The sequence below is a fragment of the Sphaerotilus uruguayifluvii genome (assembly GCF_013294065.1).
GTDB classification, from domain to species: Bacteria; Pseudomonadota; Gammaproteobacteria; order Burkholderiales; family Burkholderiaceae_C; genus Sphaerotilus; species Sphaerotilus uruguayifluvii.
Genome location: NZ_JABSNM010000003.1, coordinates 217547 through 229366 on the forward strand (window position 1 = coordinate 217547; position 11820 = coordinate 229366).

Annotated in this window: 7 protein-coding genes; 4 read left to right on the forward strand and 3 right to left on the reverse strand. The window is 74.0% G+C overall.

What is annotated here, in order from left to right; translation table 11 throughout:
- Position 1: 1 nt before the first annotated feature.
- Together HNQ01_RS05000 and recG are read right to left on the reverse strand one after the other, a co-directional pair.
- Complete coding sequence (locus HNQ01_RS05000; protein ID WP_173804266.1) at positions 2–1942, reverse strand: methyl-accepting chemotaxis protein; 1941 nt, start codon at positions 1940–1942, stop codon at positions 2–4.
- 159 nt (positions 1943–2101) lie between these two features.
- Positions 2102–4129: an ATP-dependent DNA helicase RecG gene (gene recG / locus HNQ01_RS05005; RefSeq protein ID WP_286180472.1), complete on the reverse strand. Its 2028-nt coding sequence runs from the start codon at positions 4127–4129 to the stop codon at positions 2102–2104.
- A 174-nt stretch (positions 4130–4303) separates the two neighbouring features.
- Between recG and queA the strand changes: the two genes are divergently transcribed.
- The 3 genes from queA (at position 4304) to HNQ01_RS05020 (ending at position 8457) form a co-directional block, all read left to right on the forward strand.
- Positions 4304–5422, forward strand: coding sequence for a tRNA preQ1(34) S-adenosylmethionine ribosyltransferase-isomerase QueA (queA, locus tag HNQ01_RS05010; protein WP_173804268.1), 1119 nt, complete (start codon positions 4304–4306; stop codon positions 5420–5422).
- A gap of 108 nt (positions 5423–5530) precedes the next feature.
- Positions 5531–5908 carry a c-type cytochrome gene (locus HNQ01_RS05015; protein WP_173804269.1) on the forward strand — a complete coding sequence of 126 codons (378 nt, stop codon included), beginning with the start codon at positions 5531–5533 and terminating at the stop codon, positions 5906–5908.
- A gap of 50 nt (positions 5909–5958) precedes the next feature.
- The gene (locus tag HNQ01_RS05020) at positions 5959–8457 is read left to right on the forward strand and encodes an ATP-binding response regulator (protein ID WP_173804270.1); all 2499 of its coding nucleotides are present in this window, start codon (positions 5959–5961) and stop codon (positions 8455–8457) included.
- On the opposite strand, the gene HNQ01_RS05025 is transcribed toward HNQ01_RS05020, so the two are convergent.
- Complete coding sequence (locus tag HNQ01_RS05025; protein ID WP_173804271.1) at positions 8408–9253, reverse strand: Rossmann-like domain-containing protein; 846 nt, start codon at positions 9251–9253, stop codon at positions 8408–8410. The two genes, HNQ01_RS05020 and HNQ01_RS05025, sit on opposite strands and share 50 nt — an antisense overlap.
- A 285-nt stretch (positions 9254–9538) precedes the next feature.
- On the opposite strand from HNQ01_RS05025, the gene HNQ01_RS05030 reads away from it, so the two are divergent.
- Positions 9539–11820, forward strand: a 2282-nt coding sequence (locus HNQ01_RS05030) for a tetratricopeptide repeat protein (protein WP_173804272.1), incomplete at its 3' end; no start/stop codon positions are given.

The window sequence follows — 11820 nt, forward strand, 5'->3', positions numbered from 1 at the left end:
ATCAGGCGGCCGCGACCCGCTCCTCGAGCAGGTCCTCGAGGCTGCGGGTGAAGGTGGCCAGCTCGCGCACCGCGCCGCCGATCTGGCCGACCGCGCGTGCCAGATGGCCGTCGAGCTGCTGCTGCTGGGCCAGCGCCTGCGCGGCGCCCTGCTCGATGCCGGTGCGCACCGACTCGACCGCGGCGGCCAGCACCGCGGAGCTGCCGGTCAGTGCATCGCGGCCGGACTGCATCGCCGCGGCGGTGTCGCGGCCGGACTGCTCCAGCATCGCGCCGACCTGGCGCACCGCCTCGAGCGCCTGCGGCGCGCTCTGGCCGAGCGTCTCGACCAGCGCCTGCTGCTGCCGGGCCAGCGCCTCGACGCCGGACAGCGCGCGGCCGATCTCCTCGGCGATCTGGCCGAGGCGGTCGGTGGCGCCGGCCCAGCGCGGCTGCACCTGGTCAAGCTGGGCGAGAGTGTCGCGCAGCTGCTGCGCCACCGCGCGGATCTGGTCGGCGCCCTGGCGGCCCTGGCTGCTCATGTCGGCGAGCACGTCGCGCATCGCCACCGCGCTGGTGGCGAGCTTGTGCTGCGCCGAGTCCAGGTCCTCGGCGCCACGGCCGAGCACGCCGCCGATGCGGGTCACGCCGCTCTCCAGCTCGGTGCCGGCCTTGTGCAGCGACTGCGCGGCCTGGCTCGCGCTCTCGCCGAAGGAGGCCACCGCGCGCTCCATCGCGCCGCTCAGCGTCGTGCCGGCGCGGCCCAGCGCGTCGACCGAGGTGGCGATGCTGCTGCCGAAGGCCGTCGAGGTCGCCTGCGCCGAGTCGCTCCAGGCGCGCGAGGCGGCGGTGAGCTGCATCTGCAGGTCCTGGCCGGCGCCGCGCAGCACCCCGGCGACATCGTCGGCGCCGTTGACCAGCGTGCCGGCCGAGGCCTGCAGGCGCTCCGACATCAGCGTCAGCGCCGCGCGCAGCTCGCCCATCTCGTGGCGGGTCGACTGCTGGATCAGGCCGGCGTGGTCGCGCATCATCTGCTCGAGCGCCTGCTGGTTCATCGCCGAGATCTGGCCGGTCAGGCCGTCGAGGCTGGCGACGATGCGCCGGCTCATCGCCTCCATCTCGGGCACGATGGAGGCGCTGATCGAGCGGCCCAAGTGCTCGGCGACCTGGTCGCGGAACTGCGCGAAGAGCTGGCGCTGCTCGCGCGCGACCGTCAGCAGCTCGCCGGCGCGCGCGTTGCTCGCGTCGAGCCGGGTGTTGACCGCCTCGCCCTGGCGCAGCTGCTCGACCAGCGCCAGCTCGGTGCCGTTGGGCGGCAGCCGCTCGGCCAGCGCCTCGAGCAGCAGCTCGCAGCGGTCCTGCACCCGCGCCATCGCCCGGCGCGCCGCCACCGTCCAGCCCACCGAGGCGCCCAGGCCCGCCAGCGAGGTCAGGAACTTGCCGCCGGCAGTGTCGAGCAGCCCGCGGGTCGCGTCGAGCAGGTCGGTCGAGGCCCCGCCCTTCTGCGACAGCGCCGAGGTCGCGCCCATCAGCGCGCCGGTCAGGAACAGGAAGGTGAAGAACAGGCCGACGCCGACCAGCAGATTGGGCACCGACTCGGCCAGCTCGACGTTGAGCCGCCCGGCCAGCAGCCGGTTCGGCGTCCAGAGGTCGCGCGGCGAGCCGAGCATGACCACCCGCAGCCGGCCCGAGACCGGCACCGGCATGATGCGCTGCTCGGTCTCCTGCCAGGCCTGCTTCAGCGCCGGATGGGCGGCGACGACCTGGCGCACGGTGGTCGAGCGGTCGAGCGTCCACGGCTCGCCGACCGGCCCGAACGCGGCCAGCGTCTCGGACAGCGCCGCGCCCAGCCGGCGCAGCGGCGGCAGGAACCAGAACAGGAACAGGCCGAGCGCCGACAGCAGGATGCCGGAGAACACCAGCCAGATCAGCAGCTCGCCACGAAGGAAGGAAAAGGCATTCAAGTCACGACTCCCGACTCGACCGCAGGCCAGGCTGCAGGACGAGCGGATTCTTGAATCCGCCCGGGGTCGGGAATCACCGGAAAAGAGGGGCTTCTTTCGATCGCGTGAACTTCGCCCTCAAGTTCCGGCGCGGCCGGTTCGTGGCGGATTCGAGCCGCTTCAGGCCTTCAGGAACTCCATGCGCCCGCCCAGCCAGCGCTGGATGTGGGCGGCGGCCGCGGCCGGATGGCGCTCGAGCAGCGCGGGCGCCACCGCGCGGGCGCGCTCGAGCAGCGCGCCGTCCTGGCCCAGGTCGGCGAAGCGCAGCAGCGCGTCGCCCGACTGGCGCGCGCCCATGAACTCGCCGGGGCCGCGGATCTCCAGGTCGCGCCGGGCGATCTCGAAGCCGTCGGTGGTCTCGGCCATCGCCTTCAGGCGCTCGCGCCCGGTCGGCGACAGGGGCGAGGTGTAGAGCAGCACGCACACGCTGGCCACCGCGCCGCGCCCGACCCGGCCGCGCAGCTGGTGCAGCTGCGCCAGCCCGAAGCGCTCGGCGTGCTCGATCACCATCACGCTGGCGTTGGGCACGTCCACGCCGACCTCGATCACGGTGGTGGCCACCAGCACGCTCATGCGGCCGGACGAGAACTCGCCCATCACCGCCGCCTTGTCGCCGGCCGGCATGCGCCCGTGCAGCAGGCCGACCGCGACGCCGTCGAAGGTGGCGGCCAGCCGCGCGTGCGTCTCGGTGGCGTTCTGCAGGTCGAGCGCCTCGGACTCCTCGATCAGCGGCACCACCCAGTAGACCTGGCGGCCCTTGGCCACCTCGTCGCGCACCCGCTCGATGATCTCGTCGCGGCGGCCATCGGCGAAGACGCGGGTGACGATGGGCGTGCGCCCGGGCGGCAGCTCGTCGAGGGTGCTCACGTCCAGGTCGGCGAAGTAGCTCATCGCCAGCGTGCGCGGGATCGGCGTGGCGCTCATCATCAGCAGGTGGGGCTCGAGCGCCTGCGCGGCGAGCTTGCGGCGCAGCTCCAGCCGCTGCGCCACGCCGAAGCGGTGCTGCTCGTCGATCACCGCCAGCCCCAGCCGCGCGAAGCGCACCTCCTCCTGGATCACCGCGTGCGTGCCGACCACCAGCGCGGCCTCGCCCGAGGCCACGCGCTCGAGCATCGCCGCGCGCGCCTTGCCCTTGCGGCTGCCGGTCAGCCAGGCCACGCCGATGCCCAGCGGCTCCAGCCACTGCAGCAGCTTGCGGAAGTGCTGCTCGGCCAGGATCTCGGTGGGCGCCATCAGCGCGCACTGCCAGCCCGCGTCGATCGCCACCGCCGCCGACAGCGCCGCCACCACCGTCTTGCCCGAGCCGACATCGCCCTGCAGCAGCCGGTGCATCGGCTGCGGCCGCGCCAGGTCGGCGGCGATCTCGGCGCAGACGCGCTGCTGCGCGCCGGTCAGGCCGAAGGGCAGCGCCGCCAGCAGGCGCGCACGCAGGCTGCCCGGCGCGCCCTGCCCGTCTGCCCCGCCGCCGACGGCAGCCAGCACCGGCGCGCGCAGCCGGGCGCGCTCGCGCTGCGCGGTCAGCTGCGAGAGCTGCTGCGCCAGCAGCTCGTCGAACTTGATGCGCTGCCAGGCCGGATGGCTGCGCTCCTCGAGCTGCCAGGCCGAGGTGCCGACCGGCGGGTGATGCAGCAGCTGCAGCGCCTCGCGCAGCGGCGGCAGGCCGCGCGGCACCACGCCGGCGGGCAGCACCTCGTCGAGCGGCGCGCGGCGCAGGCCCGACTCGACCGCCTTTCTCAGGTAGGCCTGCGGCAGCTGCGCGCTGGTCGGGTAGACCGGCGTGAGCGCCTCGGCCAGCGGCGCGCCGCCCTCCGGAACCGCCTTGAAGACCGGATGCACCATCTCTCGGCCGAAGAAGCCGGCGCGCACCTCGCCGCGTACCCGCACCCGCGCGCCCACCGCCAGCGTCTTCTGGTGCGACGGAAAGAAATGCACGAAGCGCAGGACCAGCTCGGCCGCGCCCTCGACCAGCCGCACGACCAGCTGGCGGCGGGTGCGCGTCTCGACCACGGCGGAGCGGACCACGCCCTCGACCTGCGCGCTGTCGCCCTCGCGCAGCGCCGCGATCGGGGTCAGGCGCGTCTCGTCCTCGTAGCGCAGCGGCAGGTGCAGCGCCAGGTCGATGTCGCGCACCAGGCCGAGCTTGTCCATCGCCCGCTGCGGGGCGGACTTCGCTTCAGGCGTCGGGGACGGTGCCGGGGCGGCAGCGGGGGAAGAAGGCGTCGAGGGCACGGACAGGGATCGAGGCAGAGATCGGGCGGCCGCCGGGCCAATGGGAATCGTTATATTCTGCCCCCCCTTCGCCGCGCCCTTCAAGACGACGCCATGAGCCACCACACCGTCGCCGACTTCGACTTCGACCTGCCCCAGGAGCTGATCGCCCAGCATCCGGCCCCCGAGCGCAGCGCCTCGCGCCTGCTCGACGGGCGCACGCTGCCGGCCACCGAGCGGGTGTTCCGCGAGCTGCCCGGCCTGCTCGAGCCCGGCGACCTGCTGGTGTTCAACGACACCCGGGTGATCCGCGCGCGGCTGCACGGCGCCAAGGACACCGGCGGCAGCGTCGAGGCGCTGGTCGAGCGGGTGCTGCCCGGCACCGAGGACGGCCGCCACGAGGTCTGGGCGCACCTGCGCGCGAGCAAGTCGCCGCGCGCCGGCCAGACGGTGCACTTCCACAATGCCGCCGGCGAGCGCTTCCCCGCCGAGGTGCTGGGGCGCTGCGGCCCGGAGAACGGCCTCTTCCACCTGCGCCTGCCCGGCGACGCGCTGGCGCTGCTGGAGCAGTTCGGCCATGTGCCGCTGCCGCCCTACATCACGCATGCCGACGACGAGGACGACGCGCGCCGCTACCAGACGGTGTTCGCGCGCGTGCCCGGCGCGGTGGCCGCGCCCACCGCGGCACTGCACTTCGACGAGGGCGTGCTGGCGGCGCTCGAAGCCCGCGGCGTGCGCCGCGCCAGCGTGACGCTGCATGTGGGCGCGGGCACCTTCCAGCCGGTGCGGGTCGAGTCGATCGCCGACCACCGCATGCACAGCGAATGGTTCGAGGTGCCGCAGGCCACCGTCGACGCCATCGCCGAGACCCGCGCGCACGGCGGACGGGTGATCGCGGTGGGCACGACCACGCTGCGCTCGCTCGAGTCGGCCGCGCTGGGCACGCCCGACCGGCTGCCGCGCGCCGGCGCCCGCGACACCGACATCTTCATCACGCCGGGCTTCGACTTCCGCGTGGTCGACCGGCTGGTGACCAACTTCCACCTGCCGCGCAGCACGCTGATGATGCTGGTGAGCGCCTTCGCCGGCTTCGACGCGATCCGCACGCTCTACGCCGACGCGATCGCCCGGAAGATGCGCTTCTTCAGCTACGGCGACGCCATGCTGCTCCAGCGTGCAGCATCCGAGGTGAACAGCGCCGATCCATCCGTCAACAACGCTGTCTCACGCTGACAAAAGCAGCGTGAGACTTGATCTTGCGCAACCGTGCGCCCCGGCGAGACCCTAACTTGGCGGCATCCGATTCAACACGCGGCCACCGCGCCGCCTCCAGGAGCCACCATGAAGACCCGCACCCAAGCCCTCGCCGCCGCGATCGCCCTGCTCGCCAGCGGCGCCGCCCTGGCCGACAAGGCGAAGGATGACGCGATGCTGGCGCTCGCCACCAAGAGCGGCTGCATGACCTGCCACCACATCGAGCCGGGCGCCAAGGGCCCGGACGGCCTGCCGCCGATCGGCCCGGCCTGGAAGGACGTGTCGGCCAAGTACAAGGGCGACAAGAAGGCCGCCGAGACGCTGACGCAGACGGTGCTCAAGGGCTCCAACCCCTACGAGAGCCACTGGAAGGGCAAGGCCTCCGGCCTGGCGATGCCGCCCAACGCGGTCGCGATCAAGGAAGCCGACGCGCGCGACCTGGTGAAGTGGATCCTGGCGCTGTGATGCGCCCGGGCTGACGGGCGGGCGGCGCTCTGCGATGATCGCGGGCGCCGATGAGTTCCGCCGTCCAGCCCCAGACCTCCCCCCTGACGCCGCGCCCGAGGTGGATGCCTCGGGCGCGCGTCCTTGCATGCCTGCAGGCGCTGCGGCCGCTCGGGCTGATGCTCGCGCTGCTCGTGCTGCGGACGCTGGTGCCGGCGCTGCTGCCGCCGGCGGCGCAGGCGCAGCCGGCCGTCGCCCGTGCCGAGCTGCGCCTCGATCCGGTGCCGCCGCCACTGGAGCTGACCGAGGCGGACTTCCGCAGCCGCCTGCGCGAGGGCTGGCGGCCGGTGCCGCTGCCCGACACCTGGTCGCACCGCGGCCTGCAGGGCGCCGGCGTCGGCCACTACCGCTTCAGCTTCGAGCTCGCCAGCGCGCCGTCGCGGCTGTGGGTGATGTGCGTGCCGCGGATGAGCCGGGTGCACGAGGTGCGCGTCAACGGCGGCCTGATCAGCGGCGACCTGCTCGACCTGCACGCGCCGCCGCCCGGCGACACCCGCGCCTCCGAGCACTGGATCACCGTGCCGCCGCACCTGCTGCGCGCCGGCACGAACCAGCTCGAGATCTCGGTGGTGCATGCGCGCCGGGCCGGGCTGTCGACCGTCGTCATCGGACCGGCCGAGACGATGCAGGCCACCGAGCGCCAGAACCACTGGCTGGCGCTGCTGCCCTCGATGCTGCATCTGGTCGGCGCCGGGCTGGCGGTCTTCATGCTGCTGGTGTGGTGGCTGCGGCCGGCCGAGCGCCTGACCGGGCTGTTCGGGCTGCTGTGGATGCTGTGCGGGCTGATGCAGCTGCTGCTGGTGATCGCGCCGCCCGGTCCGGACGAGCGCGTCGACGCGGCGCTGCTGCTGCTGGAGATCACCGCGCTGGCGCTGGGCGGCTGGATCGCGCTGCGCCGCGCCGGGCGGCTGCAGTCGGTGACGGCCGGCGCGCTGCAGGTGCTGACGGTGCTGATGGCCGGACTGACGCTGTGGGGCGCGCTCACCGGCACGCTCGACGAGGTGCGCGACTGGCTGCATCCGGCGCTGACGGCCTGCGGCGCGCTGCTGCTGCCGGCGGTCTGGCACGGCACGCGCACGATGCACCCGCCGCTGCGGCTGATGCTGGGCGCGGCGCTGCTGCTGCTGCTCGGCGCGACCCTGCACGACGACCTGAGCTGGCACGGCCTGAGCTCGGTGATGGACGGCTACTGGCTGCCGCTGGTGCTGCCGCTGGTGCTGCTGCTGGTCGGCAGCCTGATGATCCGCCGCCTGGTCGAGGCGCTGCTGCAGGTCGAGCAGCTCAACGCCGACCTGGAGCGGCGGGTGGTCGAGCGCACCGCGGCGCTGCAGCAGGCCAACCAGGCCAAGAGCCGCTTCCTGGCCGCCGCCAGCCATGACCTGCGCCAGCCGGTGGTGACGATCGGGCTGCTGATCGACCTGCTGCGCGAGCAGGTGCCCGCACCGCTGCGGCCGATGACCGAGCGGGTCGACGAGGCGGTCTCGTCGATGGAGGATCTGCTCAAGGGCCTGCTCGACCTGTCGAGGCTGGAGGCCGGCACGGTGCGGCCGCGCCCGCAGCCGGTGGCGCTGCAGCCGCTGCTCGACGCCATCGCCTCGCACGAGGGCGAGGCCGCGCGGCGCAAGGGCCTGCGGCTGCGCCTGCGGCCCAGCGCCGCCACGGTCGTCTCCGACCCGGTGCTGCTCGAGCAGATCCTGCGCAACCTGGTCAGCAACGCGGTGCGCTACACCGAGCGCGGCGGCGTGCTCGTCGGCGTGCGCCGGCGCGGCGAGCGGCTGCAGATCGACGTGATCGACACCGGCGTGGGCATCGCTCCGGAGGATCAGCAGGCGGTCTTCGAGGAGTTCGTGCAGCTCGACACCCGCATCGGCGCGCCGCGCGGGCCCGCGCTGGGCGACAGCAGCCGCGGCCTCGGCCTGGGGCTGTCGATCGTGCAGCGCAGCGCGGCGCTGCTGGGCCACCGGCTGCTGCTGGACTCGCGCCCGGGGCGCGGCAGCCGCTTCTCGCTGCAGCTCGACAGCGCCGTGCCGCTGCAGCCGGTGCCGGCGCCGTCGGGCGCGGCGCGGCGCCGGCCGCTGCAGGGCCTGCGGCTGACGGTGGTCGAGGACGAGCCGACGGTGCAGGCGGCGCTGCGCGCGCGGCTGGAGGCCTGGGGCGCCGTCGTGCAGTGCCACGACGGCCTGACACCGCTGCGCCACCAGCTGGTGCAGCGCCCGCGCGGCCACAGCGGCATCGACCTGCTGATCACCGACCACCGGCTGCGCGGCGCCAGCGGCCTGGACGTGGTCGAGGCGGTGCGCAGCTACGGCGGACCGGTCCCGGTGCTGGTGATCACCGGGGACACCTCGCCGGGCGACCTGTCGCTGCTGTCGGCCAGCGGGCTGCAGGTGCTGCACAAGCCCTTCCGGGCCGAGCAGCTGCTGGTGGCGATCGAACAGGTTCTGGCGGGCGCCGCCGAGCTCACAGCCGCGCGGTCAGCGCCGCTGCCCCCGGCCAGTCGTCCCGGCTGAAGGCGAACTTGCGCGAGACCTCGCCCAGGCCGCGGCCGGCGCGCACCGCGTCGATCGCTCCGGCCGGATCGGTGACCCAGCGCCCGCCGAGCTGGGTGACGCCGCGCGCGAACAGCGCATCGGGCAGGCAGCCGGCGCTCGGACCCAGCAGCGCCAGATGACGCGCATGGCGCAGGTGCGGCAGCAGCGCCTCGAGGCTGCCGTTGATCAGCGTGGTGGCGGTGCAGACGATGCGCAGGCAGTCCTGCAGCGCCGCCGGGTCCAGCGTCACGGTCAGCGCATCGCGCCGGCCGGCCAGCTCGGGCTGCAGCTCCAGCACCGTCAGCCGCAGTCCGGCCTCCAGCAGCGGCGCCACCATCGGCGTGAACAGCCCGACCATGCCGAGATGCTCGCCCGGCAGCGGCGCCGGCCGGCCCCAGGGATCGCCGCCGCGCGGCACCTCCAGCCCGGCGCGCTCGACCAGCCAGCGCGACAGCGCGCCCAGCGCCGCCCAGGCCACCACCCGGCGCGGGCCGCGCGCGGCCCCGAACGAGGCGGCCAGCGCCAGCGCGTCCGCGCCCGCGAGCGCCTCGGTGCCGTGGCCGAGCAGCAGCGCCTCGTGATCGTCGTCGAGCATGACGTAGGCGGCGCCGGGCGTGCCGTCGTCGAGCTCGAGCAGGCAGAACTCGCCGCGGCCGGCCCGGCGCGCCGCCTGCACCGCCTCGCGCGGCGGCAGGTGCAGCGCGCGCACCTTCGGCAGCGCGAAGCGCTCGGCCACCGCACGCAGCGGGGCCACCAGTTCATCGTCAAGGCTCATGGCGCAGGCTCTCCGGGTCCGGACGCAAGGACAGGAGCCGGAGCATAGCGGCGCCCGCGGCGGCGCCCCCTGCGCTGCGTCAGGCCTCGACCGGTGCGGTGGCCGCCGCGGCCGCGCGGGCCTGGCACAGAGGGGTGCGACCGGCTGGAGGATGACCAAGGATAGGCTGAAACCGGGGCTGGAGGCGCTATCGTGGTGAACCGTGTGGCTCCCCTCGACCGGAATGCTGCAAGGATTGCCCCGATGCTGCCCGACACACGCGTCAGCACAGCTACCCGCACGACCATGCCCCGACACCACGTCTTCTTATCCTACGCCCGCAAGGACAACCTGCCCCCGCCCGTCGGCGAGGCCGATCCGCCCGGCTGGATCACCGGCTTCGCCACGGCGATGCGCGACCGCTACCGGCGCCTGACCGGCCGCGAACTGCGCATCTTCATCGACGAGCAGGCCATCGACGACAGCCGCGACTGGCGGCGTGAACTCGGCGCCGGCCTGCGCGAGGCGCAGCTGCTGATCGCCTTCGTCTCGCCGCACTACCTCGCCAGCCCGCATTGCCGCTGGGAGTGGGAACAGTACGTGCGCCGCGAGCACAGCGCCGCGCGTGGCGACGACGGCATCGTGCAGGTCCATCTGGTCGAGCCGGCGGACATGCCGAGGGCGGACCGGTTCGACCCGGACTCGGGCGAGCGGGCGGTGCTCGACGACCTCGGCCGGCGCCAGCGCCTGCGCGGGGACTGCGTGCTGGCGCCGTGGTGGCGCGAAGGGCCGGCGGTGCTGGCGGAAGTGCTGGACGCGATGGAGCGCTCCGAGGCGGTGAAGGCCGCGCCGCGTGATCTCGGGGCGGACCGGCGCACGCTGGCCGAGCGGCTGCGGGTGCTGGACCTGCACCTGGCGTGGCGGCTCGACCGCATCACGCTGGCCGATCTGGCGCCGGGCAACGTGGCGCGCAGCCACAGCCATTTCGTCGGCCGCCACCACGAGCTGCGCACGCTGCACGACGTGATGATGACCGGCGCCGCCGGGGGCCGCATCGGCGGGCGCAGCGTCATTGCCGCCGCGCACGGCCTGGGCGGCCTGGGCAAGACGGCGCTGGCGCGGCAGTACGCCTATGCCTATGCCGACCACTACGCCAGCGGCGGCATGTGGGAGCTGCCCTGCGAGGGCGTCGAACACCTGGGCCGCGTGCTGCTGCGGCTGGCCGAGGACGAGCGCTTCCGGCAGCTCGGCGCCGAGGTCGGCCTGCCCTTCGTGCTGAGCGAGGCGGTGCGGTCGGACGACGACCTGGCGCTCGGGGCCGTGCTCGCGCAACTGCAGCGGGTGGCCGAGCGGCGCGTCGAGCACCTCCTGGCCACCTTGCGCGAGCACCCGGAGCGCCACACCCCCGCCAGCGCCGAGGCCGATGCCGCGCTGCGCGCCCGGCTGGCGCCGCGCGTGCTGCTGATCCTGGACAACGTGGACCAGCCGGCGCTGCTGTCGGCCGAGGCGCTGGCGCGGCTGCCGCAGGCGCCGTGGCTGGAGCTGCTGATCACCACCCGCCGCGACCCGCAGACCGACCTCGGCGGCGGCGGCGACTGGCACGCGGCGATCGAGGTCGGCGTGCTGCCCGCAGACGACGCGCTGGTGCTGATGCGCGAGTACCAGCCGGGTCAGCGCTTCCGCACGACCGACGACGACGACGCGGCCCGCCAGATCGTCGAGCGGCTCGGCGGCTACACGCTGGCGGTCGAGCTGGTCGCCGCCTACCTCGGGCAGAAGGCACGGCTCGGCTTCGGCCCGGCCGACTACCTGCGCCGGCTCGACGCCGCCGGGCCGACCGACGTCGACCGCCTCGGCCGCGACGCCGGCACCGCGCAGCAGATCCGCCACGGCGAGAAGCAGGTGCGCCAGGTCATCGCCTGGTCGATCGACCGCCTGAGCCCCGCCGCCCGCACCGCGCTGGCCTTCGCCAGCCGGCTGATGCCCGACGAGATCCCGCTGGACTGGCTTCAGGCGCTCACCGCCGCCCGCCTGCCGGACGTGCTGGAGGAGCACGACGGCCTGCCCTCGCCGTGGGCGGAGGTCTGGGCGGAGCTGCACGGGCTGCGCTTGCTGCACCCGGCCGATGGCGAGGACGACGAGGGCGACGGCCGGACGCTGCCACGGATGGTGCGGATACACCGGATGGTGGCGGCGACGCTGTGCGAGCAGACGGCGGCCGACGAAGATCACCTCAAGGCCTGGATCGAGTCCTTCATGGAAAAGCTCGGTACGGTCTTCGAGCAACAGGTCGGACAGTCTCAGGACAACGCGCTGCGGCGGCTGCACCCGACCTTGCGCGATCAAACAACTTACCTGATCAAAAAATATCCTACCGCCGTCCTTTTACGCCAAGCCGGTGCAGCAGCGAACTTTGAAGGCGAGCACGGGACGATTCGTCTGGCCATCGAGATCACCGAGAAAGTCGTCGCCGGCTTTGACGCCTTGCTGCGCGCCAAACCCGACTCCGCTCAGGCCGCTCGCGATGTCTCCGTCAGCCTCGAAAGGCTGGCCGACTTCCTCCGCGCTCGCGGCCAAGCCGGCGACGC

Excerpts from the sequence above, each read along its gene's own strand:
- HNQ01_RS05020 (WP_173804270.1), top strand. The coding sequence starts at position 5,959 with ATGAGTTCCGCCGTCCAGCCCCAGACCTCCCCCCTGACGCCGCGCCCG.
- queA (WP_173804268.1), top strand. The coding sequence starts at position 4,304 with ATGAGCCACCACACCGTCGCCGACTTCGACTTCGACCTGCCCCAGGAG.
- HNQ01_RS05025 (WP_173804271.1), bottom strand. The coding sequence starts at position 9,253 with ATGAGCCTTGACGATGAACTGGTGGCCCCGCTGCGTGCGGTGGCCGAG.
- recG (WP_286180472.1), bottom strand. The coding sequence starts at position 4,129 with ATGGACAAGCTCGGCCTGGTGCGCGACATCGACCTGGCGCTGCACCTG.
- HNQ01_RS05015 (WP_173804269.1), top strand. The coding sequence starts at position 5,531 with ATGAAGACCCGCACCCAAGCCCTCGCCGCCGCGATCGCCCTGCTCGCC.